This is a genomic window from Bacillus sp. 37MA (assembly GCF_000372765.1).
Lineage (GTDB): Bacteria > Bacillota > Bacilli > Bacillales > Domibacillaceae > Domibacillus > Domibacillus aminovorans.
The window spans coordinates 1710008-1736004 of the sequence record NZ_KB889752.1; the positions used below are offsets into that span (position 1 = coordinate 1710008).

The following is a 25997-nucleotide window of genomic DNA, read 5'->3' on the forward strand; positions in this document are numbered from 1 at the left end:
AATCAGCTCAATGCTTTTTTCTTACTAGCCTTTAGAAGATGAATTAAGTTAAACGAGAGAACCGCCTTCCTTTTTAGACAATCATATCTAAAGAGGGAAAATAGTTTAACTTTTTTAAACTGTTACATTAAAAAGATCCATACAAAGAGAGGAGCTAATAAAGAACCGATGACTGCACAGACTGTCATCGCAACAGAGCTCATGGAGACTGCTTTTTCTCCATATTCGAATGCTTTCGCTGTGCCAATCGCATGAGAAGCTGTTCCAAATCCGACCCCCTGGCCGATGAAATGGTGAATTCGGAAAACCTTTAATAGACTCGGTCCGAAGATAACACCTGTAAATCCAGCGATCATGACAAATATCGCAGCTAATGAAGGTATGCCGCCCAAATCCGAGGCAATCTGCATCGCGACAGGTGTTGTAACGGATTTAGGTAACAGTGTATAGATGATTTCCTTAGAGAATCCTAAATATTTAGCAAACAATATCCCACTTGTCATTCCTACGACCGTACCGATGAATAATCCGCCCATAATCGGGACTAAATTTTCCCATAAGGTTACTCTCTGTTTATATAATGGATAGGCTAGAGAAACAACAGCCGGACCTAACAACAGATTAATCCAGTCTCCTCCGATCATATACGTTTGATAAGGGATATTAAATCCGATTAAAATTAGAACGATCAAAACGGCTGCTGTGATGGCTGGCATTAAAATAGGGTAATGAAAACGAAAGTAAAGTCGGTTCATAACGAGATAAATCACAACCGTTAAAACAATAATCAGAATGGCTATAAGCGTTCTTTCCATGATTTTAATTCCTTTCGTTTCGTCTCTTCACGTTGAGCAAGATATTGACTCGTGTAACCGGCTATTGTCATCGTGATAAGCGTACTAAGAACAACGATCAAGATTAAAAAGATCCCTTTTCCAGCGAAAACATGGAAGTAATTCATCACTCCAACGGTAGCCGGTATAAAAAATAACGGCAAATAGGAGAGAATAAAATTCGCTCCGGACTCAATCCAATTCACTGGACAAACCTTAAACATTAAAGTTAACCATAATAACAATAATCCAATTATACTTCCCGGAAGTGGCAAATGAAGCCTATCAGACAACCAAACGCCCACGATGTAAAATATATATAACACTACAATTTGCAGAAAAACCTTTATGAACTTCATAGACAAATGCGCGTTCACCTTGAACAAATCAAAAGAACACGATTTTCCCCTCCTTACAGGTTATAAATACAAGCGCCAATAAAATGATTAGGTCAATATTTTTGCCTCAATCATTTTAGCCCTTCCCTGTGAATTATGTCAATGTTTTTGACCTATTTTGTTTTTTTTGATATTCTGAAAACAAAAAGGAGTTTCATTGCCTTGTCAAATACTGTTCATGATAACCAGCATTTTAAAAAAATCGCTTTATTTTTTTTCGCCTATCGCAGTTTCAATGAAAAGCCAGACATCATTGCCGAAAAATATAATATCCAGCGAGTTCACCATCGTCTTCTTTTTTTTATTGGCAACCTTCCCGGACTCAGTATCAACGAATTACTGACTCTCCTCGAAGTAACGAAACAAGCCGTAAACGGACCTCTTCGACAATTAAAAGATAAAAAATATATCATCACCGATACAGATGAAAGCGATAAGCGCATTAAAAGATTGTTTCTGACAGAAAGCGGCAAACAATTGTTAGATGAGCTGACTGAAGTTCAAATTGAACAAATGGAGTCGATTTTTAATCAACTCGGTAAAGAACATGAAGATTCGTGGATAAAAGTAATGGAAGCTTATGCAGTGGAAAGGCCCAGCAGCAAATATTTTTTTGACTCCCTTTGATTTTGTAAACGACAACATAAAAAAGTCGATTTTCTGTAATAGAATCGACTTTTTTATTTATCCTCATTCCATTTACATCATTTATTTTGGGAGGGTCAATTGCCATGAAACACCGAACTGATCAGCAACCCAACCAAACTTCTTACTAAAGGAATAATCATCTAACGGCATTAAAATGCTCCCGCCCTCCGTTAATTTTTCATAAATGCGGTTAATTTCTTCTTCCGTGTCACATGTGATAAATAAAGAATTTGTGACCTTCTTACAGGCACGTTTAGTGTTATGGCGTTTGACCGGACGAATCTGTGATGACTATGGACGTCTACTTATGGTTAAACAAATAGAGCGAAACAAATAGCAAGAAGATCGCAACGGCCTTTTTCGCATCAATTGGCATGCGCATTCCACCAAATAGCCCAAATTGGTCAATAATCGCGCCCATCACGATTTGTCCGGCAATAACCGCGGCGAAAGTAGACGCCACGCCAATTTTTGGTACGACTAAAATCGAAATCGTCAAATATAAAGCACCTAACAATCCTCCGAGCAATTGCCACTTTGGGACTGCCGTTGCGGCTAACAGATTGCCTTTTCCGAAGAACAGGACTGCAAAGAACAAAGCAAGCGTTCCAATACCGAACGAAATAAACGAACTTTCAAGGATGCCTGTTTTTTTCCCCAGTCCTCCATTGATTTGACTTTGAGCGGCAACGGCGATACCGCCAATGATTGCAAGTAACGGAAATAGTATCTTCACAAGTTTTAATCCCCTTATCTCATCCATATTTTACTTATCATTTTAAATGTAGCAAACGTTCTGCTAATTAACCATCGCTTTACATTCTTAAAAAACAAAAAAGAGACGTTTTCAAAAGAAATCCTTTTAAAAACGTCCCTATTATACAAATAAAACAGCCAGCCCCAATGCTTCTTCTAGGTTGGTGAAAGTAAGTAGTTCGTTTTCTTTTTCCTTTTGGACACGAGATTCAGTGCCCAATTTCACCATTCCAGCTCTTCTTTTTGCAGTAGAACTAAACGTGTATGCCCCACCTTGCCATACGCGATTTACTATGTTGATCGTCTATTTATTAATATTTTCGTAAAGCCACTGGATCGCGGTCATACCATTCTTTTCGAAGAAACGAGCTGCAAGCAGCCATGAGTTCTTCAATTTTTTGTGTGGAATGAGCCAGTATACGCAATGTAAAGCCACCTTCTATCAATAGAGACAGTCCTGCTTTACACTCGTCTAAATCTTTTCCGATTACACTGTATAATCGTTGAAGAACGTCCTCATTTACTTGTTCACTCATCACAATCATCGAACCTAGATGAGTATATCCTTCCATATAACCGATCCCGTCCACACCAGCTTCATCGGGCTGCAGTTTTAAATGATCGAACATAATCAATTTTTCATCTAAATAAATTTCATTTTTCAATTGAAGCAAATCATACCGAAACCACTCTCCATCTGGAGACCAGCCCGGTGTTAAAATATCACTATAAAAAAGGGTGGCCCCACGCTCCATCTGAATGATCGTATTTTGCTTATACTTGGCATCACGATAGGCGATAAGCGGATCAGGTATGTATTCGAGCACACTGCCTTTTTTCAAGATGATTTCATTTTCTTGAAGAACGGGTGTATGCGGTGTTCTGTAAACTTTCGTCGCAGACTGTGTCGTCAAGATCAGCTCAGCCTGTTCCTCAAGTGTAATTTCCATCCGGTAACGGTCCCCATCTACATATCCGCCTCCTGGATTAATGAGAAAATAACATGCTTGTCCGCTGTTATCAAGATAATGGGGACGCAGCATTTTAAATGCACCTTGGAAATATACTTGTTTTGTTACCGTCTTATCCCGCTTTTTCTCCATGCTCAGACGCAAAACGCCTGTCCATTTGTCCATCTTAATTCAACCCTGCGAGTAAAACGTTTTGTTTAATCCAGTTAATGACTTCATCCAAACCTGTATTGTCCTGCAAGTTCGTGAAAATAAATGGTTTTTCGCCTCGGAATACTTTCGTATCAGCAGCCATTACATCCAGATTCGCATGTACATACGGAGCAAGATCGATTTTATTTATAATGAAAAGATCTGATTTAATCATTCCTTGTCCGCCTTTGCGCGGAATTTTCTCTCCTTGAGCCACATCGATAATGTAGATGGAAAAATCAACAAGTTCAGGGCTGAATGTAGCCGCCAAGTTATCGCCACCGCTCTCCACAAAGATCAAGTCCAAATCAGGGTGGCGTTTTTTCAACTCTTCAATCGCCGCACTATTCATTGACGTGTCCTCACGAATCGCTGTATGAGGACAGCCTCCTGTTTCAACGCCAATAATTCGGTCATCTGGCAAAACACCATTGTTCATTAAGTATTTAGCATCTTCCTTCGTGTAAATATCGTTCGTAATCGCCGCCATGCTAATATCACCCTGCATGTGACGCGTTAATTTTTCGACAAGCATTGTTTTACCGGCACCAACCGGGCCGCCTACACCAATTTTAATCGGTTCCATATTAAAAGCACGTCCTTTCATTATTAAGACATAAAAATACGGATATGTACCCGTTCATGTTTCATTTGAGAAATTTCCAGACCCGGGGCCACAGCTCCAAAGTCAGCGATGTCCATTGTCCTGATTTGTTCGACCGCTTTTGTGATCGATTGCTGAATATCACGTAAAATAAACTGACCGGCCGTCTGACCAAGTGGTATACCGCGTACTGCATTTTGAGTCAGACCCGAGATTGTCGAATAAAGATAAGTAGATAAAATGACGTTCTCCGGCACATTTAACTGGTGAGCAATCATTGTAAATACAATAGCAGGATGACCAAATGCCTCTCCGTTCGCTGTTTTTTCCTTATACAGAGACAGCAAAGGAGCTGGATAAAGATCATTTCCGATGGTCAACATGCGCTCCCCTATCTTATACGTGCCCTCTCTCGTTTCTCTCGGAAGAGCTTGTACCGTTATTTTCCGGTCAAGCGCCCAAATCTCCTCGGCATCATTTCGTTCAAGCGCTTCAAAAGCAAGACGGCAGGCCAGTCCATCTGTATAGACGAGCTGCCCTGTTACATACATCCGCAGCCATTCTGAAAAACTGTCTTTATCGTGTACTTTATTTTCCTGTATGTATGTTTCCAAACCGAACGAATGACTAAACGCTCCTGTCGGCAAGTTGGAATCACATAGCTGAAATAAAGACAGCAAATAGTTATCCATGACTATGTCCTATATGCCGGAATGCTTTTTTCACTTTTCGTTTTTCACGCGCATACGGGATACCGAGCTCCTCAAGTAGTTCTTCGACAAGATAGTCATATTGAACGAGCATCTGATCTTCTTCAAATTGGGCTGGCAAATGCCGGTTGCCAAGCTGATGAGCAATCGTTCCCATCTCATTCATGCTTCGCGGCTGAATAACGATAACGTCGTCCGGAAATACTTCAATCAAAACGATATTCTTTTCATCCATGTACAGCACGTCGCCCGCATTTAACTCACGGGATTCGCTTAAACGAATGCCAATCTCACGGCCATGATCCGTTTTGACGCGCTGAATGCGTTTCACTAAGTCACTGCTTTCTAAATACACTTTTTCTTTATGTGTACGGGCAACAAGCTCCGGATCAAGCTCATCAATATGTCCCACAATTTTCTCAATAATCATCTTTTCACCTCAAAATAAGAAATAGCGTTGCCCCATTGGTACGACTTCTACCGGGTCACACGTAATATGTTCGCCATCCACACGTACTTCATACGTTTCTGGATCGACCGTAATTTCAGGTGTTGCATCGTTCAATTTCATGTCTTTTTTCGACAATGATCGAATGCCGTGTACAGGAAGGACTGTTTTTTGAAGTCCTAGTTTTTCATGAACGCCGCCTTCATACGCTGCCTTTGAGACGAATGTAATAGAGGCCTTATATTTTGCTTTTCCCATTGTCCCGTACATTGGACGATACAAAATTGGCTGAGGCGTCGGGATGGATGCATTGGCATCGCCCATTAAACTATAGACAGCCTGGCCGCCTTTTAAAATCATGTTCGGTTTTACACCAAAAAATTTCGGATCCCATAATACAAGATCGGCGAATTTTCCAACTTCAATCGAACCGACGTACTCGGAAATTCCGTGTGCGATGGCTGGATTGATTGTATATTTCGCAACGTAACGTTTCACACGATTATTATCACCAACGCCATTGTCATTTTCAAATTTGCCCCGCTGTTTTTTCATTTTATCCGCTGTTTGCCATGTCCGTAAAACAACTTCTCCAATACGGCCCATCGCTTGTGAGTCGGAGCTCGTAATACTAAACACACCCATATCCTGCAAAATATCTTCCGCTGCAATCGTTTCTCCCCGAATCCGCGAATCGGCAAATGCCACATCTTCCGGAATATCCGGATTTAAGTGATGACACACCATCAACATATCAAGGTGCTCATCAATCGTATTCACCGTGTACGGGAGCGTCGGATTTGTCGAAGCAGGAAGCACATTCGGATAGCCAGCCAGTTTAATAATATCCGGTGCATGACCGCCGCCGGCTCCTTCTGTATGGTACGTATGAATAAGACGGCCTTTAAATGCGGCCGCTGTATCTTCCGCAAAACCACCTTCATTCAATGTATCGGAATGGAGTGCGACTTGAACATCATATTCATCAGCGATTTTTAAAGACAAATCAATTGCTGAACGTGTTGCCCCCCAGTCTTCATGAACCTTCAGCCCGATCACACCAGCTCGAACTTGCTCTGCAAGCGGCTCTTCTGCACCGGCGTGTCCTTTTCCTAAGAAGCCGACGTTAATCGGCATATCTTCTGCCGCTTCAAGCATGCGGTGAATATTCCATTCACCCGGTGTAACCGTCGTTGCTTTTGAGCCTTCCGCTGGTCCTGTTCCGCCACCGATCAGCGTTGTCAATCCAGCAGTTAGAGCTGTTTCTACTTGAGCAGGGTTAATAAAATGGACATGTGTGTCAATTCCGCCTGCTGTTAAAATTTTTCCTTCCCCAGCAATAATTTCAGTGGATGCACCGATCACGATATCGACACCATCCATCAAAAGCGGATTGCCCGCTTTTCCAATCGCAAAAATTTTGCCATCACGAACAGCTACGTCCGCTTTGTAAATACCTGTATAATCCAAAACAATGACACTTGTGATAACAAGATCCGGAACGTTATCGGCACGAACGGCAAGCGGGTGACTGCCCATTCCATCACGGATCACTTTACCTCCGCCAAAAACGACTTCATCTCCATATTGCGTATGATCTTTTTCAATTTCAATAAATAAATCCGTATCCGCTAGACGAACGGCATCGCCTGTCGTTGGACCGTACATATCAGAATATTGTTTTCTCGTCATACGAAAGCTCATGTGTATTACCCCCGGTCTAATGATCCTTCTGTTTTATTGTTCAATCCATATACACGTCTTTCACCTGTGAATGCGACCAATTGTATTTCTTTTTTATCGCCCGGCTCAAAACGAACAGCTGCACCCGCTGGAATATTTAAGCGAAATCCAAAGGCAGCATCTCGATCAAATTCAAGACTTTCGTTAATTTCATAAAAATGAAAATGGGACCCTACCTGCACAGGACGGTCTCCTTTATTCAAAACGGAAATCTTTTTCGTTTCCTGTCCTACATTGCAAACGATATCGTCCGACTTTAAAATGTATTCTCCAGGTATCATGTCAAAAATCCCTCCCTTATCGTATCGGCACGTGGACAGTCACCAGTTTTACTCCATCTGGAAACGTCGCTTCTACCTGCACATCATCAATCATTTCTGCCACGCCTTCCATGACATCGTCTGCCGTTAAAATCGTCGTCCCATACTCCATTAACTCGGCAACCGTTTTGCCGTCACGAGCTCCTTCTAAAATTTCATACGTAATCAACGCAACCGCTTCCGGGTGATTCAGTTTCAGTCCTCGATCTTTCCGGCGCCTTGCCAGATCCGCTGCCACAACAATTAATAACTTTTCCTGTTCACGAGGCAACAAGTGCATATAAATTCCTCCATTTGTATCAACATTTTTGATTTCTTTCTGCTAAATAATATAAGATGACCTCACATATATCAATTGTTACATATTAAACGTTGGTTTTTTGCTAGATATTTTAAGGTCAGGAGCTTTTTTATGTAAAACATGTCATTGCAAGCAGCTTGCTCGCCATGCTTTCCGCTTCACTAAAAGGGATCTCGCAAGTTCTTTTATCGGTGGTGAACATTCCGCTTTGTATTCTGGGTTATACGGTTACAACGCCATATTAACGATTTTCGCCATTTCCGACGTCTTTCATAACAAAAAGAAGCGTATGCCCTTTTCCGGTCTTATGGCGGCGGCAACATCTGTGCTGATCACCGCAAGTCTGGATAGCTTCTTACTGCCATATGGTCTGCCACCCCTCACTATGCCGTTCGTTTTAAGCACATGGCTGTTTTTATTTGCCCAAAAGCGAATGCCTAACCTTTAAATGAATGTACCTGAAAAAGAGAATACTTATTATGAATCTAGGGAATACCTCAAAGAGAATGCTTTTAAAAGGAGTGTAAACAATGTCTGATAAAAACGAACTAGAAGAGTTTGAAGTAGAGCCTGTATTTGAAAATCGTCTTCACGAACGTTATGAATTCGCAGTTAAAGTTCATGGTAGTGAGTTTAAAGGTCATTTTCACAATGAGGAAATTCAATGGCTTCAACCACATCCGAGGCAAATGATCGGTGATGATAAAACGGATGCTTTAGAAAAAAGTATCTATAAGCTGATGAAAGAACATAGTACGACTAGTGGTGTTAAAAACGTCGAACTCACTCCAGCATTTGAGGGAAGATTGCATGAACGTCAACAATTTACAATTCAAATTCAAGGTGAAGAATATAAAGGCTTTGTCCATGAAGGGGAAATACAATGGTTCCATCCTCATCCCCATCAAGAGCTTAAAGATGAACACGTCCAGGCAATTGAAGCAGAGATTCATGAAAAAATAGCTGATCAAGAAAAAGAATAACCTTTTTCTTGATCGACTATGTCTCAGATTAGACGAAATAAGTTAGATTTCCAGCATCGGAATTCGGCTTTTGTACTTATTGATCAGTTCTCTATTATGTTCTTCGGCTCCGTCAATGTTGCCGCTTTTAAATATAGGGGGGGTAAAGTCATTTTCGAGCATGATCTTAACGGCTTCGACCATTATTCCATTCGCAATAGCCACACTAATAACTGTTGAGCCTGAGCCAAAGGGTACATCGAGGGATTTTTGTGTCATAAGTGCATCTCCGACTTCAATATGATTATCAATCGAAAGATCGACTGAACTATATAAATATTGTCCATTTTCATGTCGGGATGATTGGCTTTTGGCGTAGCTTGGAGAGGTTATAGCAATAACAAAAGCACCTTGTTTTTTAGCGATTTCAGCAACATCAATCGGAACAGGATTTCTTCCAGACGTTGAGACAACAATCACGACATCTTCTGGATGAATCCTGTCATGAATCATGAATTGCTCGGCAAAATGTTGTTGTTTTTCTAATTGTGACGAGCGTACTGCTCCTTTATGCAGCATGACATCTTCAATGAGTATTGGACTGATAGGAGCAAGCCCACCTGCACGATAAAATAACTCTTCCCCAATCATATGAGAATGACCGCAGCCAAATAGATGAATGATTCCATCATGTTGGACACATTCTGAAACCTTTTGAGCCGCTTTTTTTACCTTCTCTTTTTCATCTTTTTCGACAATGTCTAATAGTTCCCTCAACTTTTGAAAATAGTGATTGAACATGCTGAAAATTTCCCACCTTTATTCATTTTCACCGTTTCATCTGAATCATAAACTTATAACGATCTGCGCGGTATGATGATTTGACAAGTTCAACAGGAGTCCCATTTTGCAGAAATGTATTTCTTTGAATACGCATGACTGGTGCGCCTTTTTGAATGTTTAAATGTTGTGATTCCATTTGATTCGCGACGGACGATTCAATAACTTGGGAAGCATGATCGATTCTGAAATTTAATTGATTTTCAATATACGCATATAAAGATTGATTTACAATTTGTTCGGTTAGTCCTTTAATAAGATTAGCCGAAATATAATTTGTTTCTAGCGCCATCGGAACATCATCTGCTAAACGAATTCGCTTAATTTCATATACAGGCCCATATTCTTTAATGGCTAACTGTCTCGCAATTTGACTTGTCGCAGGAATGATTTCAAAGTGGATAAGTTGACTACCTGGCTCCATTCCTCGTGCTATCATATCTTCAGTAAAACTTGTTAAGCCATGAAGAGTCTGTTCGATTTTTTGTTCAGCAACAAAAGTCCCTTTTCCCTGTAATCGATGTAAGTAGCCATTGTTTACAAGTTGAGTAAAAGCTTGCCTGACGGTCATTCTGCTAATTTGGTATTTTTCTGCAAACTCTCTTTCAGAGGGAAGACTATCTCCTGGCTTTAGCTCACCTTTTTCAATTTGTTCTTGAATAAGTTCTATTATTTGATAATAAATAGGAATAGGGACATTCTTTTTAATCATTCTTCATTCACCTGTATCCTTTCCATGCGAATCAAAAAACATGAATGAAGCTTCATTGAGCAGGTTACTTAATGATACGTTACAGGTATTTATCATAGGTGTACCGTCAAACCTGTACATTCCCACGTGCTGCTTCATCTACAATAATTGTAACACATGAATGCTTTCTTAATACAGATGCGGGGAAGTTTTCACTGATCTCACCATGTACGAGTTGGAAAAAAGCTTCTCTTTTGTTAGTACCTGATATTAGTAGCAGAATTGCTTTGCTTTTCATAATGGTTGCAATCCCCATCGTAATCGCTTGGGCAGGAACTTCTGCACGATTGCCGAAAAATCTTGCGTTTGCTTCTCGAGTTGAATGAGTTAAGTCGATAATATGGGTTTGGCTATCAAAAGATGTGCCAGGTTCATTAAATCCAATGTGCCCGTTGCTTCCAATTCCAAGGATTTGAAGATCGATTCCACCATGTTCTTTAATCAAATGTTCAAAATCTGAACATTCTTTTTTCAAATCATTCACATTCCCATGAGGTACATTTGTTTTAGACATTTGAATATCAATATGATCAAATAAGTGATCGTTCATGAAATAACGATAGCTATTGTGATTATATTCTGAAAGCCCTATGTACTCGTCTAAATTAAATGTTGTTACATTTTTGTAAGACGTGTGGTTTTTTTGATGGTCTTCAATTAACTGTTTATACATTCCAACAGGTGTTCCACCTGTTGCTAACCCTAGGTTGATCGTTGGATTACGGCGTACGTTATCACGAACAAATTCAGCAGCTTTTTTGCTCATTTCTTGATAGTCTTTTACTTCAATTATATTCATATCGTTTCTCCTTCGCTGTGAAAGGCACGCTTTCCGCGGCAAAATGTCATCACTACATTTAGATTTTCATCCAAAATGACAATGTCTGCATCTTTCCCTACCGCAATACTGCCTTTGTGATCTAAGATATTTAATTGTTTGGCGGGATTGACAGAAGCCATTTCAATGGCATCTTCTAGTGAGCAGCCTGTAAAAGTTATAACATTTTTCACTGCGTGTCCTAATTTCAGAATACTCCCGGCAAGGGTGCCATCACAAAGAACCGCTTTTCCATCCTTAACGGTCACATCTTGACCACCTAGATCATAGATACCGTTTTTCAAACCTTTTGCACGCATTGAATCTGTTATTAAAATTAACCCTTTCTTCCCTTTTTGTTGGTAAGCAAGCTTGACCATTTCTGGTCGAACATGAACGCCATCAACAATGAGTTCCGTTTTTAATTCATCACACAAAAAAGAGGCTCCAACTACACCAGGTTCGCGATGATGCATGCCACGCATTTGATTAAATAGATGTGTCACATGACTGACTCCTGCATTAATCGCTTCGATTACTTCATTATAGGTAGCATCAGAATGACCGATGGAAGCAATGATCCCATTCTCTTTTAAATGCTTCACCATTTCTAAACCTCTTGGTTGTTCGGGTGCTAACGTAACGAGCTTAATCTTTTCCTTCGCTAGTCTATTCCATCTTTTAAAATCCTCTACATTTGGATCGATGATATAGTTCAGTGGTTGTGCACCTGCTCTTTTTTTATTTACAAATGGACCTTCAAGATGAATTCCAATTATTTCAGCTTTTCCTGGCGTTTGCTGATCACAAATATAATTACCTGCATTGGCTAATGCTTCTTCAATGGCCACACCACTTTGTGTCATTGTAGTTGCTAAAAAGGCAGTTGTACCTTCTTGTGGGAGTGCTTTTGCCATTATATCTAATGCTTCCTCCGTTGTGTCCATTGCATCAGCACCATTGGCTCCATGAATATGAACATCGATAAAACCAGGAATCGCCTTATAAGTAGAGGCCACTTCTATAACGTCAAATTGCTCCTCGTTGTCTACTTTTTCAAGTGATCCAAACTCCATTATTTTCTGATCTTTTATTTTGATATATCCACGTTCAATTTTCATATCTTCAGAATATATTTGCATGCCCTTGAGCAAAATAGGTTTACCTTTTGGATTCATTGAAATTTCATCCTTTCTCATCTAATTATATCTTAACACTCCTAAAGTATAGTTGTCTATACCAATTAATTTATTTAATTGACTATCACCAGTACCTCTTGAATTATACACTAAAAATCGATACGCATTTATCTGTTTTATAAAAAACGGGCTTAAAAATTTTAAAAATGGTATAGACATCTATAACTATAAGATGCTATGCTATTTTTATCTTAGTAAGCCTTTTCAACCCGTTTAGCCAGAAAATCAAAAAAGGAGTGTTATTCACATGTTTGGATTTTTTAAGCGTAAAGAGAAAGAAGTAAAAAAGGATATAGCTGGACCATCTGGTACAACAGGTCTGTTGCCCCTAAATGATCAAGACTTTGTCATGCCAATTGAAGGTGAAATCATTCCGATTACAGAAGTTGAAGATCCAGTATTCTCAGAGAAAATGATGGGTGATGGCTTTGCCATTATTCCCGCAAATGGTTCAGTTGTATCACCGGTTGATGGAGAAATTATGAATGTCTTTCCGACTAAACATGCAATTGGAATTAAATCAAAACAAGGGTATGAAATTCTAATTCATGTAGGTTTAGAAACCGTCAATTTAAAAGGCGAAGGCTTTACTGCTCTCGTTAAAGAAGGAGATCAAATTTCAAAAGGAACAGAATTGTTGACGTTTGATCTTGAGTACATTAAGAATTCTGCTCCTTCTACTGTCACACCAGTGATATTTACTAATGCAACAAATATCACTGTGAAAAAACAGGGTGAAGTAAGACAAGGAGATTACGGTATAGTATCCGCTCAATAAATTTATAGGAGGTAGTACTTATGGGAAAGTTTTTTGAAAAAGCTCAGCAATTTGGGAAGTCGTTTATGCTCCCAATCGCTGTCTTACCCGCTGCAGGTTTGCTGCTTGGTATAGGCGGTGCGCTATCAAACCCAAATACGGTTTCAGCTTATCCATTTTTAGATATTGTATGGCTTCAAGCGATTTTTACGATTATGAGTTCGGCAGGAAGTATTGTATTTGGTAACTTACCGATTATTTTTGCAGTCGGTGTTGCGGTTGGTCTAGCTCGTTCAGATAAAGGAACGGCTGGATTGGCTGCCATGATTGGATATTTTGTCATGAATAGTGCGATAAATGCCTTGCTCTCTATTACTGGGCAACTTGCCAAAGACAATTTAGCTGGAGCCGGACAGGGTATGGCTGTTGGGATTCAGACACTGGAAACAGGAGTATTTGGCGGGATTATCATCGGGATTGTCGCAGCCGCACTCCACAATAAATACAATAAAATTGAACTCCCTCAAGTTCTTGGATTTTTCGGAGGATCTCGATTCATTCCGATCGTTGTTTCCTTTACATCGATCTTTGTAGGAGCCGTTCTTTTTGTCGTCTGGCCTTATTTCCAACTTTTCATTAATCAATTAGGCTCGTTAGTGACGAGCACAGGAACAATCGGAACATTCTTCTATGGTTTTATTTTACGAATGCTAGGTCCTTTAGGCCTACATCATATTTTCTATTTGCCATTTTGGCAAACTGCTTTAGGTGGCACAATGGAGATTGGCGGGAAATTGATTAGTGGTACCCAAAACATCTTCTTTGCGCAATTAGCTGATCCTCAAACGGAACAATATTACGAGGGAGTTTCAAGGTTTATGTCTGGTAGGTTTATAACGATGATGTTTGGTCTACCTGGGGCAGCACTCGCTATTTATCACTGTGCTAAGCCAAAGAATAAAAAAATAGTCGCAGGAATTCTTCTTTCTGCTGCATTAACTTCCTTTTTAACAGGAATAACCGAACCACTTGAATTCAGCTTTTTATTTGTCGCTCCTGTTCTTTATTTCGTCCATGCTCTATTTGACGGATTAGCTTTTATGATGTCTGATATCTTTAATATCACAATTGGACAAACCTTCTCTGGTGGATTCATTGATTTCGTCTTATTTGGTATTCTCCAAGGAGTAGATAAAACCAATTGGCTCTATGTATTAGTTGTCGGTATTCCATGGTTCTTCTTGTACTACTTTACATTCAAATTTCTCATTAAGAAAAACAATTACAAAGTCCTTGGTCGTGAAGATGAGGAACAAGCTGTTTCCGATAATCAAGTAGCAGCTACTGAGCGTGCTAAAACGATTGTTGAAGGTTTAGGCGGATCACATAATATTGATGTAGTGGATTGTTGTGCAACTCGTTTGCGTGTCACAGTCAAAGATGAATCATTATTAAATGAAGGTATTATTAAACAAACAGGTTCAAAAGGTATTGTTAAAAAAGGAACTGGCGTACAAATTATTTACGGTCCACAAGTGACGATTGTTAAAAACGAAGTTGAAGAGTACTTGGATCAATGAGAATAGAATCTATCTGTACAAGGAGTGTTTTACATGCAACCAGTAGTAGATCAACTATATAAAGGATTAATTGTATCCTGTCAAGCATTAGAGGGTGAACCTTTACACAGTTCATACATTATGGGACGTATGGCCTTAGCCGCTAAGGAAGGTGGAGCAATCGGAATCCGTGCAAACTCTGTTTCTGATATTTTAGAAATAAAAAAACAAGTAGATCTTCCAATCATCGGAATCATCAAGCAAGTTTATGGAGAGAATCCTGTTTTTATCACACCCACTATGAAGGAAATTGATGCATTAATGACAACAGGTGCAGAAATTATTGCAACAGATGCAACCTCACGCATAAGACCTGACGGAAGTACATTAGAATCATTTTATAAGGAGATAAAATCAAAATATCCCCATGTTATTCTAATGGCAGATGTTTCCTCCGTCGAGGAAGCGATCTCTGCCGACAATCTTGGGTTTGATATTATAGCTCCCACTTTATATGGATACACGGAAGAAACAAGTGGATTGAAAATTGACGATAACGATTATGCTGTAATTAAACAAATTGTCAAAGAAGTTAAAAAGGCAAAGGTCATCGCGGAAGGAAACGTCTCTACGCCAGAAATTGCCCGTTCTGTTTTAAATATCAATGTTCATGCAGTAGTAGTAGGTGGAGCAATTACAAGACCACAAAATATTACAAAAAGATTCGCTGATGCTTTACGAAAGTAGTTTATATGATTGGATAATATAAGTTGAACGAATAAATAACTTCAATTAATCGTAAAAGGACTCAGGCTAATGCTTGAGTCCTTTTACGATTGTATTTAAAAAGTTGAACGATTACAACGCCAATATATATTAAAATAACGCCTACTACTCTGGCCAAGATTGCTTCCTGGGTGATGGATGAATTGAATTTACACGTACATTAGCACTTGCTGATTCAATAGCTGCGCTTTTGTAAGTCTCACTACCGCATGTTTGGAAGCAATATAAGGAGATACAACCGGACTTACCTCATTCACTTTTACTATCCGTTCATTTTTTCAGGACATGATCCATAGCTTCCCCTTCTAAGTAAATGAAATACCCATTCATTTACTAGACATATAGCGATCGTATCTGTATATTAAAATAGTTACCTACGTTAACTATTACCTTCGATAACTTTTTTAATAAAGGAGTGTTTCTAATCAAGACTTATCGAAAATTTTTTCAACAACTGTTGCTATTGTACCGGCCTTTTGAGAATCGACTTAATGCCCAGCTCGCCAAGCATGATCTATACAGAGCGCAATGGTCCACCTTGTATTATTTATTCAACAACGGTTCTGCAACGCTTGTAGAGCTTTCTAATTATCAATATGTAGAGAAACCTACCGTTACGAGGACCATTCATCGCTTGGAAGAACTCGGGTATGTAGAGCATGTCCCCGGCAAAGATAGACGCGAAAAAAGAATGCAGCTAACAGAGCTTGGTAAAAACATCTATAAGGATGTCCGTGTGACGATTGACCAATTTGAACAGGATATTTTAAAAGGTATCTCGGAGGAGGAGCAGCTCGAGGCCATCCGCATTATGACAGAAATACGGAACAATATTATAGAGTAAGGGGATAATAAAGTGAATCAATCAAGACCTAAACTGTGGACAAAGGATTTTATCATTGTTTCCTCCGTCAATTTTTTCTTAACGTTAATCTTTTATTTATTAATGGTGACCCTCGCGGTCTACGCAGTAAATGAATTGGATGCTTCTACAAGTCAGGCCGGACTTATATCGGGGATTTTTATTATCGGAACTTTAATTGGGCGGCTGTTTATCGGCCGCATTATGGATTCGATTGGCCGCAAGAGAACGTTGTTCATTGGGTTAATCTTTTTTACGTTGACGACACTTTTATATTTTGTCAATTTCGGGATCACCTTCCTGCTTATTAACCGTTTCATCCATGGTATTGCACTCGGCGTGGCGAGCACAGCAACCGGAACGATTGTAGCCCAGATTATCCCGGCAACACGAAAAGGAGAAGGCATCGGCTACTACAGCATGAGTGCGACACTGGCTACTGCCATCGGACCATTCATCGGATTATATATGAGCCAGCACACAAGCTTCCAAATGATTTTTAGTTTCTGCCTTGCTTTAGGGATCATCAGTTTGATCACTGCATTCTTCGTATATGTGCCGGCACTAGAAGCATCAACAAAAAATGCTGAAACAAAAGGATTCAATCTTTCCAGCTTTATTGAGCCAAAGGCACTGCCCATCGCATTCATTACTCTAGCAATCGCCTTTTGTTACTCCAGCGTCCTTTCTTTTATTAGTTTCTATGCCATTGAAATCGACCTGGTGAATACAGCAAGCTTCTTCTTCGTCGTATATGCAGCAGCCGTATTAGCCTCACGCCCATTCACAGGCCGCTTAATGGACGTAAAAGGCGCGAACTTTATTATGTATCCCGCCTTTCTTATCTTTGGAGCTGGAATGTTGCTTTTAAGTTCAGCAGACAAAAGCATCACTTTATTATTAGCCGGCTTCCTGATTGGCCTCGGCTTCGGTAATATGCAGTCAAGCACCCAGGCGATTGCCGTTAAATTGACCCCTCCTCATCGCATGGGACTGGCTACGTCGACCTTCTTTATATTTCTTGACGCAGGACTTGGATTCGGTCCTTATCTACTTGGATTCATCATTCCATTAACTGGCTACAGTACTCTGTATGTCATCATGGGTGTTGTGATCCTGGCAACGACTGTTCTGTACTACTTCCTGCACGGCAAGAAAGAAAGCGCAGCAAAGGCGATCCATGCTTCGACTTCGGTTTGATAGATAATGAGAAAAGGGACATCCTATAATAGGGATATCCCTTTTTTTTTCGTTTCTTATTAGTAAAAATAAGCACTCGCTCTTTTCATTCTGCAAGTTTTCTTAACATGACGATGCCTCCTTCTTGTCTGCCAGCTTTTTATACTGGGAACCATCTGCATTTTTTAAATTTGATTCAATGTCTTGACAAATGAAATGGAGTGTATTAACATTACCTCATATTCAAGATATTCAAATTTAAGATAATTAAAATTTAAGAATAAAACCCCTTCCTTAAGAAAAGAACATTATAGGGAATATTCAATTCCAGATAAAGGGGTTGATATTATTCATAAATTTTAGTTAAAACACAACTTTATTGGTGGTGAAGTATATGGGTTTTTTAGACAAATTATTTGGTAAATCAACTAATGAGGAGGAAAAAACAATGTCAAAATTAAATATCGGAATTATTTTAGGAAGCACTCGTCAAGGACGTGTAAGTCCACAAGTAGGAGAATGGGTAAAAGGAATTGCTGACAAACGTGGAGATGCAAATTATGAAATCGTTGATATCGCAGACTTCCATTTACCATTTGTATTTACAACGGCTGGTGATGAACCAGGAATCAAAGCTTGGTCAGAAAAACTTGCTAGCTTAGATGGATTCGTCTTCATTGCTCAAGAATACAATCATAGCATTACAGGGGCATTGAAAAATGCACTTGATTCAGCGCGTGATGAATGGAACAATAAAGCAGCAGGTATCGTAAGCTATGGCTCAACAGGTGGAGCCCGTGCCGCTGAGCATTTACGTGGAATCTTAGGAGAATTACTCGTTGCAGACGTTCGTACACATCCAACATTGTCATTATTTACAGACTTTGAAAACGGAACGGATTTCAAACCAGCTGACTTACACCTTGATAATGTGAATGGCATGCTTGACCAAGTGATCGCATGGAGCGGTGCATTAAAAACGTTGCGATAAAAACCATTATAATAGAAGTAAAAAAAGGGTGGATCATGAATCCTCCCTTTTTTCGTGGTGAAACGAAATTTAAAAGAAGTTCTAATTAATCTACGATCACAGCACTATTCTCATTTAAAAAAAGAGAGGAGAAATCATCATATGACAATTTCTCCTCTCTTTTTGTTTTAGAAAATGCTTTACGAATGGAGTCAAATACTTTAACAGAAATTAACAACAGGTATCAACGTTTAATTATCCACCAATTTTGTTTTAATCTTTCCACTAGACGGTTTTCCCTCTAGTGTATCTTCTGCTTGTTTTGCTCGTTTAATAAAAAAAGCAAGAACAAGTGCTACACCTGCAATAAAAGTAGCCACTAAGAAAGCATCATTAATTCCTTCTAACATGGCTTTCATGGCCATTTGTTGTTGCATTTCAGCTGTTGGCTGCCCTGCCACATTTCCCGTAGCACTTGCAGCCATTTCAGTCGCATGTGTTTCCGTACGAGTGGACATGATTGTAACTAACAACGCCGTACCAATGGCGCCTGATACTTGCTGTAACGTATTGTTCATAGCCGTACCATGTGGATAAAAGCGTCTGGGCAATTGATTTAAGCCATTCGTCGAAACCGGCATCATCACCATCGATATCCCAAACATCCGTACAGAATATAAAATCATTAAATGTGTATAGGAAGTATCAAGAGTTAATTTACTGAAATAATAAGTCGTGACCGTTGTAATGATTAAGCCAATGACCGCTAATACACGTCCTCCATACTTATCAAATAATTTCCCTGTAATTGGTGACATGACGGCCATCAAAATCGCCCCTGGCAACATCATTAACCCTGCATCTATTGGAGATATTCCCCGTATGGTTTGAACATAAATAGGCAGCAGCAGCATAGCAGAAAACATGGCCATCATAAGAACCATAGAAATGACCGATGATAAGGCAAACATCGGGTACCGAAAGATCCTGAATTCAAGCATTGGTCTGTCTAATTTATATTGACGTAAAATAAACGAAACTAATGAAAGAGCTCCAACAATAATCGTCCCATAGACTTGGGGGCTATCCCAGCCTTTACTACCAGCAGAACTAAATCCATATAGCAATCCGCCAAAGCCTACGCTTGATAGCAGAAGCGAAAATAAATCCAGGCGGATATCCACTTTATCCTTTTTATCTTTAAGTACAAAAAAGCCAATCAAAACAATAACAGCTGCAATTGGCGTGACAAAGTGGAAAAGCATTCTCCAGTCATAATGTTCAATGATCCAGCCCGATAAAGTCGGACCAATCGCTGGTGCACCCATTAAAACGAAACCGAAAACACCCATGGCAGCTCCCCTTTTTTCCACAGGAAAGCTCGTTAACATGACATTCATTAACAATGGCATCATAATGGCCGAACCAGAGGCTTGAACCATCCGGCCCGTTAATAGAAGAGGGAATGCATGGGCAAAACCAGCAAGAATGGTCCCGAGTGTAAATAAACCCATAGCTACTAAGAATAAACGGCGAACAGAAAATTTTTGAATTAAGAAAGCCGTAGTAGGTATCAAAATCCCATTTACTAACATAAATCCTGTCGTTAGCCACTGCACAGTCGATGGGCCTACATTTAAGTCCTTCATAATCGACGGCAGTGCGATATTTAGTAACGTATTGTTTAAAAAACTAATAAAAGCTCCGATCATCAGTACAGCGATTAGCCCATACGGTGGACGATCAGTCTTTTTTATAGCGTGATCCATTATAGTTCCCCCTATAAACTTACAGTTCATTTTTTTGTACTTATATTTCATGTATAGACTATAATATACTAGCAGTTCAAATATTACAATATAAAAATATCCCTTTAATAATTGAGTTTATATATACTTTATAAATGAGTATTATGAATATTTGTACAGAGAGTATAAACAAAAAAGCGGAAATATGAACGTCAGGAAACTAGTTTGGGCTAAAAACGGCTCATCAATTATTTATTGATAAAGGTTTTCAATCCACGTCCATTCGAAATAGATTGGACCAAAGCGAAATCTTTAAAGGAACATGGAAAGTAAGAAATCCTATTGTGAATAACCTCTGCTCCTGTTGAGCAATGGCTACTTTTTAACTTGTTTCTTCTATTGTGTCCCGCTGTTCAGAATAAATTTCAGTCCACAGCGTCTTTTTAAAGACCGTGGCCTAACTCTTCTTCAAACGCTGTTTATTTTTAAAACTAAAAAACCAGCTGCGTATGCAGCTGGTCTTCACTTTTATATAGGTGATTCTTCTGTTAAGTCAAATGCTCTCGACAAAAAAATCGCCATTTGTCCACGTATCACTTTTTCATTCGGTTTAAAAGATCCATCAGGAAAACCTTGAATAATGCCGCTTTCAAAAGCAGATTGAATATATCCGCTCGCTCCATGTGCTGCTTTTACATCCGTGAAAACGGTGCTTGTCCGTCCTCCATCTAATTGCATTGTATTTTTATAGGAACTCGATTGTTGAAGGGTTTTAAAGACTTTAAGCATTTCCTGATCAACCATTAAGATGAGGATATTCGGTCGTTTCTTATGAGGATCAGTGCAGCTTCGTTTTCTCCCACACATCTTGTCCCCTCCTTTTTAAAATGACAAATGCTTTACTACCTTATGTACATTCAAGATGAAATTGACCTGTTGAAATACATGCTCAAACGGAAATTTTGTTTATCGGCATGCATATACATCAAAAAAGGAGGGGTTTTCTTGGCTTATTTATGGACGATCACGATAGGTTTTCTTCTTATTCTTGCACTAATTGGCAATGTATTTTTCCATTTTGTTCGATCCGCACTAGATCCCGAAAGACACGACAAAAATTAATTATTAATAAAACGGTGTCAGTCCCCCATTTTTTACTGTATTGGGGACTGACACCGTCATTTTATTTTAATTATTTCAGATATTTGTTAATATTAGCAACTTCATACTTGCTACATGATTAGATAATCCACTAAGTTTTTCTAACTAACTTTAAATATTCTATAAGTAGAGTAAGTTGGTTCTCGGTTATGTACTGTGCTAATTGTGCTTTCACTTCTTCTTTAATGCTTCATAGGCTTTCCTCTAACTGTTTACCCTTATCGGTCAAACTAATTTTTTAACTCTACCGTCTTTCCTACTATTTGTCCTCTTAACTAAACCTTTGCGTTTTAATTCGAATAATATCTCTCCATTATCGAGTTCCATTACTCCGCAATTCACTCATTGCATGGATTTCCATATAGTTTTTTCCCCATTCATCCATTTGTTCTAGAATAGGCAATAAACTTTCTCCTTTTTCAGTTAGTGAATACTCTACTTTAGGCGGAACAACTGGATAAACTTCACGATGGACAAGATGATCTTCTTCCAGTTCTCGTAATTGACTCACTAGCATTCGTTGAGTAATTCCTGGAATTAACGCTTTTAGTTCGCCAAAACGCTTCATTCCATCTTTCCCTAAATGCCACAAGATACGCATTTTCCATTTCCCACTAAACATAGAAAGAGTAAGTTCTTTTTCACAGTTAAATGTTTTGTCTTGTAAATGAATCATCATTTTGTCCTCCGTTCGTGTATTTTTCCATATTATCTAAAAAAGCGCATACTTTTCCTGCATGAACGGGCAGTGAGATCCCACTTTAGACTCAAAAGGATTTTATCGATTTTTACAATAAAGTTCGGGAAGGAAACGACTACATGTATTCATTTCTTGTCCCCTACTATTAATTATCTCTCAACTAAGTATATTATATCCAAGTCTGTTCTTTTACACAAATCCCAATTTTCCGAAAATAGTAAATGGGAGTTAGTATAGTTTCACGGACACCGGTCTACAAATAGTTTGATCAAAAGTTTGAATAAAAAAATAACCCCCAACCGTGTTGAGAGCTATTTCTATATTAAAATTACCAATAAACAAAATCGTGATTGGGTTTTAGATTATTTCACTTTGGTTAATGCTGATTTCCCATTATTTTTTTGCGTCTTTTGTTGTGTGGTTTTGCTCCTTTTACGTAAACAGTTTTAACTGGTTTGGCAGGTTTAAATAAATCCTCAAAGGATCGTTCATTAAGGATTGCTTCAATCTCTCTTTTAGCTTTTAGGTACTTTCTTATTAAACAGTCGATGGTTTCTTGCTAATCTATTCTATTTGTTTGGATATTTTGGACACACATAAAATGGAAGGACTATTCTGACACGACGAATTTTGTACTAGATGACTGTTTACAAGCTCCCACTTCAAAAGCCGTTAAGCTTGATGTCAGAGGGAGTTGACGGTATTTTTGTTTTTTCTTGTACATCAAGTAACATTCTTTCAGCCAGTTGATCGAACCATCTCTCGTCACCGGTCTGAATGGCCAGATCAATCAAACAATCCCAATCCTCTTTTTCAAGTGTTAAATTGAGTTTTTCAACGCGATCTATGGTAAATAGTTTCGGTGTTGGTTTCATCGAGTGCATCACACCTTCAACGTAATTTGCTACTTTTGTGATAAACACCTCATTGCGCGCCACAGAAATAATCTCAATAAAACCGATCACCTGATAATTATCGATCTGAGCAATAACCCAATCTCCATTTCTCAACATGCGACTTACTCCTTCCTGTATTTATTCTATGTCACCTGACATTTCTTTATTTAGCTGTACCGATTAAAATAAGGACTTGTCTACCACTATGAGTAGTCCCCTATTATCATTATCCCATTAAGTCTTTTTAAAGCAATGATTAATAAGAGCCATAACTGGAAACGCTTTCATTTTTCCAATTCTCTTAAGCTTTCTTAAAAAACTCTCATGAATATTTAAACATTCCCAAAATAAATCTAGGAGGCTTTTAAGGGCCGTATAGCGAAATATTTCTAGTATCCCCGAACTTCTTTGATCAGAACGTATTAACCCATGTTATTGAATTGTCAATACTTAATCAGACAACTCTTTTAAGGGACGACCGGTTGTATTCAATCGGGCTTAAATAGTCTAGAGTACCTGAAATGACATCATTCATCAAAAAACACCATCCTTTCTCGTAAACTTCTTACGATAAGCATAGCGTTTTTTCGTTTTTGGGGTATGGTTCTAACTTAGCTTGATGGGCATGGGGTACAGCCAGGAATATGCCTATTATTTACAACATAAGGGGTTAGCCGAATATTAACAGCCCAATCTCTCAATGCTATTATGAGAAATTGGGCTTTCGTTACTTCACAATTTCGCCCGATTGTTAAAGAAGAAATATCTTAATATAACATATTGAAGGACATTAGAGAAATAGGATGACATCTTCTCTCACCTCATTCTTGATTTTGTTGAAAAAAGATTACTGCTTTACTTTATTCATCTTTCAGTTGTTAAGTGCATATGTCGTCAAAAGAAAGGGATCGGCGTTTGTTTGGAGAATTCTATTAAATGAAGTCACAAGGAAAGGAAGTTATCCATATGTTATTAGTTATTGATTCAGCGAATGTAGAAGAGATTAGAGAACTCATTGACTATTATCCAATTGACGGAGTGACGACAAATCCGAGTATCATTGTAAAAGAAAAAACGGATTTTTTGCCATTGCTTAAGGAAATTAGCGAAGTGATCGGAAATGAAAGAGAATTATTCGTCCAAACACTTACGTTTAAGGCAGAAGACATAATTAAAGAGGCGAAGTATATACGCGAGACCGTACCAGGTAATGTGGTCGTTAAAATACCTGTTACGAATGAAGGGATAAAGGCGATTAAAACGTTAAAAGAGATAGGAATACGCACACTAGGGACGACTGTCTATACGCCTTTACAAGCATATGTAGCAGCAAAAGCAGGCGCTTCTTATGTAGCACCGTACGTGAATCGAATCGATAACCTTACAGGAAACGGTGTCAACGTAGTGAAAGAGATTACACAACTATTAGAGAAGCATCACTATAACTGCCAAGTACTGGCTGCCAGTTTTAAAAATGTTCAACAAGTGCATAACGTTTGTCTAGATGGAGCGCACGGTGTGACAGCTGCACCCGATATTATCAAAGGTTTTCTAACACACCCGGCAACGGAAGCAAATGTTCAATCCTTCAGTGACGATTGGCAAAAAGCATATGGCGAGAAGAGTGTTGTCAATACCGATAAAGTAAAAATGTGATAGGCAGTCCTAACCATACTATTTTGGATTCCTTCCTTCATGGCAAAAAAGAGCGAGTTTCAATGTTTCAACTTTAGTCTAATAAATAATGAGAAAAGGGACTTCCTGTAATAGGGATATCCCTTTTTTTCATTTGAAAGGAAATAAAGATATCATCTTTGCTGCTCAAGAACTTTCTAATAATGTTTGAGGCGTCTACATGAGAGAATACTAAAACCGGAAAATGTTTACAAAGGCACTGCCCAATAACGCGAGCCGTGCCTTTTTTAGATCTATTCTTAATGCTCAAGGTATGTAGAACATGCACTCAGGCAAAGACAGACGCGAAAAAAGAATGATGTATCCGGCCTTTATTATTTTCGGAGCCAATCGCAGTTAATTTGACTTCTTCTCATTTGGCACCCTTTTATAATGTTGTAAGAAATCTTTTTTTACTCTTGAAATAGGCCCACTCTTTATATCCAATTTCTTTAAGTCGTTGTCTCACCAACTCAAAATCATCACCTACACGGTCTGGCGTGTGAGCATCCGATCCAAATGTGGCTTTTACGCCATAATGCAGTGCCCGCTCGAGGATCTCATCTGCCGGATACCATCCACCGCAGTCCTTTGTCTTCCCCGACGTATTCACTTCTATCGCTAGATCATATTCTGCAATAACTTTTAATGTCTTGTCAATCGCCTCCGTTTGAATGGCCGAAAAGGAAGGATAAAAACCTTTCATCGCATCAATATGACCTAAAATTTGGAACAATCCACTCCGGGCAGATTCCTCTATTAAGTAATAATAATTTTCTTTCGTTTGCCGTTTTTCTTTATCCGACAAGCCTTCCCAGCGGCCTCTTTTAAAAATATTAACGCCATCTACAACATGTACCGAACCGATAATGTAATCAAACGGGTACAAATCATACTGCTGGCGATATAAATCTGCATGTTCGGGAAAGAAATCGGATTCTACACCTAATAGAACATCAATTTTCCCGCTATACTCCTTTTTCAACTGCAAAACTTCTGATACATATTCCGAAAATTGAGTTTTAGCCATGGCAATACCCGGATACAGATGATCCTCTTCACTAAAGAAATAAGGTGAATGATCGGAAATCCCGATCATATCCAGTCCATAATCAATAGCAGCTTCTATGTACTCCCGTATATTTCCCGCGGCATGTCCACAGCGGTCGTGATGGGTATGGAAATCAAATTTCAAATCGGGCTTCATTTTTC

The 25997-nt window shown here is 39.0% G+C and carries 29 protein-coding genes and 1 pseudogene; 10 read left to right on the top strand and 20 right to left on the bottom strand.

Annotation, left to right across the window (positions count from 1 at the left end; genetic code table 11):
- Nucleotides 1-122 precede the first annotated feature (122 nt).
- Both A3M5_RS0109615 and A3M5_RS0109620 read right to left on the bottom strand, forming a co-directional pair.
- Nucleotides 123-815, bottom strand: a complete 693-nt coding sequence (locus tag A3M5_RS0109615; protein WP_018393554.1) for an LrgB family protein — start codon at nt 813-815, stop codon at nt 123-125.
- On the bottom strand, nt 797-1192 hold the full coding sequence (locus A3M5_RS0109620; RefSeq protein WP_026221660.1) for a CidA/LrgA family holin-like protein: 396 nt from the start codon (nt 1190-1192) through the stop codon (nt 797-799). The genes A3M5_RS0109615 and A3M5_RS0109620 overlap by 19 nt, the downstream gene beginning before the upstream one ends.
- 201 nt (nt 1193-1393) lie before the next feature.
- Here A3M5_RS0109620 and A3M5_RS0109625 point away from each other — a divergent pair, with 201 nt between their 5' ends.
- Nucleotides 1394-1858 (top strand): MarR family winged helix-turn-helix transcriptional regulator, encoded by a 465-nt coding sequence (locus tag A3M5_RS0109625; RefSeq protein WP_018393556.1) that lies wholly within the window; start codon nt 1394-1396, stop codon nt 1856-1858.
- Between the two features lie 81 nt (nt 1859-1939).
- Here the strand turns inward: A3M5_RS0109625 and A3M5_RS24695 are convergent.
- The 9 genes and pseudogenes from A3M5_RS24695 to A3M5_RS0109670 all read right to left on the bottom strand — a co-directional run.
- Nucleotides 1940-2107 (bottom strand): annotated as a pseudogene (locus A3M5_RS24695) (VOC family protein); the annotation flags it as partial.
- A gap of 73 nt (nt 2108-2180) precedes the next feature.
- Complete coding sequence (locus A3M5_RS0109630; protein ID WP_018393557.1) at nt 2181-2615, bottom strand: DMT family transporter; 435 nt, start codon at nt 2613-2615, stop codon at nt 2181-2183.
- 331 nt (nt 2616-2946) lie between these two features.
- Entirely contained in the window at nt 2947-3771 is an 825-nt protein-coding gene (locus A3M5_RS0109640; RefSeq protein WP_018393559.1) for an urease accessory protein UreD, read from the bottom strand.
- Nucleotide 3772: 1 nt separating this feature from the next.
- Nucleotides 3773-4384 (bottom strand): urease accessory protein UreG, encoded by a 612-nt coding sequence (ureG, locus tag A3M5_RS0109645; protein ID WP_018393560.1) that lies wholly within the window; start codon nt 4382-4384, stop codon nt 3773-3775.
- 23 nt (nt 4385-4407) lie between these two features.
- The gene (locus tag A3M5_RS0109650; RefSeq protein WP_018393561.1) at nt 4408-5094 is read right to left on the bottom strand and encodes an urease accessory protein UreF; all 687 of its coding nucleotides are present in this window, start codon (nt 5092-5094) and stop codon (nt 4408-4410) included.
- On the bottom strand, nt 5087-5542 hold the full coding sequence (gene ureE / locus A3M5_RS0109655; RefSeq protein WP_018393562.1) for an urease accessory protein UreE: 456 nt from the start codon (nt 5540-5542) through the stop codon (nt 5087-5089). The genes A3M5_RS0109650 and ureE overlap by 8 nt, the downstream gene beginning before the upstream one ends.
- 9 nt (nt 5543-5551) lie before the next feature.
- Complete coding sequence (ureC, locus tag A3M5_RS0109660; protein ID WP_018393563.1) at nt 5552-7264, bottom strand: urease subunit alpha; 1713 nt, start codon at nt 7262-7264, stop codon at nt 5552-5554.
- A gap of 5 nt (nt 7265-7269) precedes the next feature.
- Nucleotides 7270-7584, bottom strand: a complete 315-nt coding sequence (locus tag A3M5_RS0109665) for an urease subunit beta (RefSeq protein ID WP_018393564.1) — start codon at nt 7582-7584, stop codon at nt 7270-7272.
- A gap of 16 nt (nt 7585-7600) precedes the next feature.
- Nucleotides 7601-7903 (bottom strand): urease subunit gamma, encoded by a 303-nt coding sequence (locus A3M5_RS0109670; RefSeq protein WP_018393565.1) that lies wholly within the window; start codon nt 7901-7903, stop codon nt 7601-7603.
- A gap of 100 nt (nt 7904-8003) precedes the next feature.
- On the opposite strand from A3M5_RS0109670, the gene A3M5_RS25800 reads away from it, so the two are divergent.
- Complete coding sequence (locus A3M5_RS25800; RefSeq protein WP_269765899.1) at nt 8004-8372, top strand: urea transporter; 369 nt, start codon at nt 8004-8006, stop codon at nt 8370-8372.
- An 82-nt stretch (nt 8373-8454) separates the two neighbouring features.
- Nucleotides 8455-8907 carry a hypothetical protein gene (locus tag A3M5_RS0109675; protein WP_018393566.1) on the top strand — a complete coding sequence of 151 codons (453 nt, stop codon included), beginning with the start codon at nt 8455-8457 and terminating at the stop codon, nt 8905-8907.
- Nucleotides 8908-8949: 42 nt separating this feature from the next.
- Here A3M5_RS0109675 and A3M5_RS0109680 read toward each other — a convergent pair whose 3' ends face one another.
- From A3M5_RS0109680 to nagA, 4 genes are all read right to left on the bottom strand, one after another.
- The gene (locus tag A3M5_RS0109680) at nt 8950-9687 is read right to left on the bottom strand and encodes an SIS domain-containing protein (RefSeq protein ID WP_018393567.1); all 738 of its coding nucleotides are present in this window, start codon (nt 9685-9687) and stop codon (nt 8950-8952) included.
- A gap of 28 nt (nt 9688-9715) precedes the next feature.
- The gene (locus tag A3M5_RS0109685; protein WP_018393568.1) at nt 9716-10438 is read right to left on the bottom strand and encodes a GntR family transcriptional regulator; all 723 of its coding nucleotides are present in this window, start codon (nt 10436-10438) and stop codon (nt 9716-9718) included.
- Between the two features lie 106 nt (nt 10439-10544).
- Complete coding sequence (gene nagB, locus A3M5_RS0109690) at nt 10545-11276, bottom strand: glucosamine-6-phosphate deaminase (RefSeq protein WP_018393569.1); 732 nt, start codon at nt 11274-11276, stop codon at nt 10545-10547.
- Complete coding sequence (nagA, locus tag A3M5_RS0109695; protein ID WP_018393570.1) at nt 11273-12472, bottom strand: N-acetylglucosamine-6-phosphate deacetylase; 1200 nt, start codon at nt 12470-12472, stop codon at nt 11273-11275. Before nagA ends, nagB begins: the two co-directional genes overlap by 4 nt.
- 268 nt (nt 12473-12740) lie before the next feature.
- Here nagA and A3M5_RS0109700 point away from each other — a divergent pair, with 268 nt between their 5' ends.
- The 6 genes from A3M5_RS0109700 (at nt 12741) to A3M5_RS0109725 (ending at nt 18627) form a co-directional block, all read left to right on the top strand.
- On the top strand, nt 12741-13271 hold the full coding sequence (locus A3M5_RS0109700; protein WP_018393571.1) for a PTS sugar transporter subunit IIA: 531 nt from the start codon (nt 12741-12743) through the stop codon (nt 13269-13271).
- Nucleotides 13272-13291: 20 nt separating this feature from the next.
- Nucleotides 13292-14830: a maltose/glucose-specific PTS transporter subunit IIC gene (locus A3M5_RS0109705; RefSeq protein ID WP_018393572.1), complete on the top strand. Its 1539-nt coding sequence runs from the start codon at nt 13292-13294 to the stop codon at nt 14828-14830.
- A 33-nt stretch (nt 14831-14863) separates the two neighbouring features.
- On the top strand, nt 14864-15556 hold the full coding sequence (locus tag A3M5_RS0109710) for an N-acetylmannosamine-6-phosphate 2-epimerase (protein ID WP_018393573.1): 693 nt from the start codon (nt 14864-14866) through the stop codon (nt 15554-15556).
- Between the two features lie 463 nt (nt 15557-16019).
- Nucleotides 16020-16439: a MarR family winged helix-turn-helix transcriptional regulator gene (locus tag A3M5_RS0109715; protein ID WP_026221661.1), complete on the top strand. Its 420-nt coding sequence runs from the start codon at nt 16020-16022 to the stop codon at nt 16437-16439.
- 12 nt (nt 16440-16451) lie between these two features.
- A complete protein-coding gene (locus A3M5_RS0109720) occupies nt 16452-17657 on the top strand; it encodes an MFS transporter (protein ID WP_018393575.1) in 1206 nt (401 codons plus the stop codon).
- Between the two features lie 373 nt (nt 17658-18030).
- Nucleotides 18031-18627: an NADPH-dependent FMN reductase gene (locus A3M5_RS0109725; protein ID WP_018393576.1), complete on the top strand. Its 597-nt coding sequence runs from the start codon at nt 18031-18033 to the stop codon at nt 18625-18627.
- Nucleotides 18628-18857: 230 nt separating this feature from the next.
- On the opposite strand, the gene A3M5_RS0109730 is transcribed toward A3M5_RS0109725, so the two are convergent.
- From A3M5_RS0109730 to A3M5_RS0109750, 4 genes are all read right to left on the bottom strand, one after another.
- Nucleotides 18858-20375, bottom strand: coding sequence for a DHA2 family efflux MFS transporter permease subunit (locus A3M5_RS0109730; protein ID WP_018393577.1), 1518 nt, complete (start codon nt 20373-20375; stop codon nt 18858-18860).
- A gap of 507 nt (nt 20376-20882) precedes the next feature.
- Complete coding sequence (locus A3M5_RS0109735) at nt 20883-21221, bottom strand: S-layer homology domain-containing protein (protein WP_018393578.1); 339 nt, start codon at nt 21219-21221, stop codon at nt 20883-20885.
- Nucleotides 21222-21828: 607 nt separating this feature from the next.
- A complete protein-coding gene (gene hxlR, locus A3M5_RS0109745) occupies nt 21829-22191 on the bottom strand; it encodes a transcriptional activator HxlR (RefSeq protein WP_018393580.1) in 363 nt (120 codons plus the stop codon).
- Between the two features lie 686 nt (nt 22192-22877).
- Nucleotides 22878-23228 carry a hypothetical protein gene (locus A3M5_RS0109750; RefSeq protein WP_018393581.1) on the bottom strand — a complete coding sequence of 117 codons (351 nt, stop codon included), beginning with the start codon at nt 23226-23228 and terminating at the stop codon, nt 22878-22880.
- 849 nt (nt 23229-24077) lie between these two features.
- Between A3M5_RS0109750 and A3M5_RS0109755 the strand changes: the two genes are divergently transcribed.
- Nucleotides 24078-24767, top strand: a complete 690-nt coding sequence (locus A3M5_RS0109755; RefSeq protein ID WP_026221662.1) for a transaldolase family protein — start codon at nt 24078-24080, stop codon at nt 24765-24767.
- Nucleotides 24768-25173: 406 nt separating this feature from the next.
- Here A3M5_RS0109755 and A3M5_RS0109760 read toward each other — a convergent pair whose 3' ends face one another.
- Nucleotides 25174-25992: a histidinol-phosphatase gene (locus tag A3M5_RS0109760; protein WP_018393583.1), complete on the bottom strand. Its 819-nt coding sequence runs from the start codon at nt 25990-25992 to the stop codon at nt 25174-25176.
- Nucleotides 25993-25997: the final 5 nt, after the last annotated feature.

Coding starts and splice junctions, on each gene's coding strand:
- A3M5_RS0109615 (WP_018393554.1), bottom strand. CDS start 815: ATGGAAAGAACGCTTATAGCCATTCTGATTATTGTTTTAACGGTTGTG.
- A3M5_RS0109620 (WP_026221660.1), bottom strand. CDS start 1,192: ATGAAGTTCATAAAGGTTTTTCTGCAAATTGTAGTGTTATATATATTT.
- A3M5_RS0109640 (WP_018393559.1), bottom strand. CDS start 3,771: ATGGACAAATGGACAGGCGTTTTGCGTCTGAGCATGGAGAAAAAGCGG.
- ureG (WP_018393560.1), bottom strand. CDS start 4,384: ATGGAACCGATTAAAATTGGTGTAGGCGGCCCGGTTGGTGCCGGTAAA.
- A3M5_RS0109650 (WP_018393561.1), bottom strand. CDS start 5,094: ATGGATAACTATTTGCTGTCTTTATTTCAGCTATGTGATTCCAACTTG.
- ureE (WP_018393562.1), bottom strand. CDS start 5,542: ATGATTATTGAGAAAATTGTGGGACATATTGATGAGCTTGATCCGGAG.
- ureC (WP_018393563.1), bottom strand. CDS start 7,264: ATGAGCTTTCGTATGACGAGAAAACAATATTCTGATATGTACGGTCCA.
- A3M5_RS0109665 (WP_018393564.1), bottom strand. CDS start 7,584: ATGATACCTGGAGAATACATTTTAAAGTCGGACGATATCGTTTGCAAT.
- A3M5_RS0109670 (WP_018393565.1), bottom strand. CDS start 7,903: ATGCACTTGTTGCCTCGTGAACAGGAAAAGTTATTAATTGTTGTGGCA.
- A3M5_RS0109675 (WP_018393566.1), top strand. CDS start 8,455: ATGTCTGATAAAAACGAACTAGAAGAGTTTGAAGTAGAGCCTGTATTT.
- A3M5_RS0109680 (WP_018393567.1), bottom strand. CDS start 9,687: ATGTTCAATCACTATTTTCAAAAGTTGAGGGAACTATTAGACATTGTC.
- A3M5_RS0109685 (WP_018393568.1), bottom strand. CDS start 10,438: ATGATTAAAAAGAATGTCCCTATTCCTATTTATTATCAAATAATAGAA.
- nagB (WP_018393569.1), bottom strand. CDS start 11,276: ATGAATATAATTGAAGTAAAAGACTATCAAGAAATGAGCAAAAAAGCT.
- nagA (WP_018393570.1), bottom strand. CDS start 12,472: ATGAATCCAAAAGGTAAACCTATTTTGCTCAAGGGCATGCAAATATAT.
- A3M5_RS0109700 (WP_018393571.1), top strand. CDS start 12,741: ATGTTTGGATTTTTTAAGCGTAAAGAGAAAGAAGTAAAAAAGGATATA.
- A3M5_RS0109705 (WP_018393572.1), top strand. CDS start 13,292: ATGGGAAAGTTTTTTGAAAAAGCTCAGCAATTTGGGAAGTCGTTTATG.
- A3M5_RS0109710 (WP_018393573.1), top strand. CDS start 14,864: ATGCAACCAGTAGTAGATCAACTATATAAAGGATTAATTGTATCCTGT.
- A3M5_RS0109725 (WP_018393576.1), top strand. CDS start 18,031: ATGGGTTTTTTAGACAAATTATTTGGTAAATCAACTAATGAGGAGGAA.
- A3M5_RS0109730 (WP_018393577.1), bottom strand. CDS start 20,375: ATGGATCACGCTATAAAAAAGACTGATCGTCCACCGTATGGGCTAATC.
- A3M5_RS0109735 (WP_018393578.1), bottom strand. CDS start 21,221: ATGTGTGGGAGAAAACGAAGCTGCACTGATCCTCATAAGAAACGACCG.
- hxlR (WP_018393580.1), bottom strand. CDS start 22,191: ATGATTCATTTACAAGACAAAACATTTAACTGTGAAAAAGAACTTACT.
- A3M5_RS0109750 (WP_018393581.1), bottom strand. CDS start 23,228: ATGTTGAGAAATGGAGATTGGGTTATTGCTCAGATCGATAATTATCAG.
- A3M5_RS0109755 (WP_026221662.1), top strand. CDS start 24,078: ATGTTATTAGTTATTGATTCAGCGAATGTAGAAGAGATTAGAGAACTC.
- A3M5_RS0109760 (WP_018393583.1), bottom strand. CDS start 25,992: ATGAAGCCCGATTTGAAATTTGATTTCCATACCCATCACGACCGCTGT.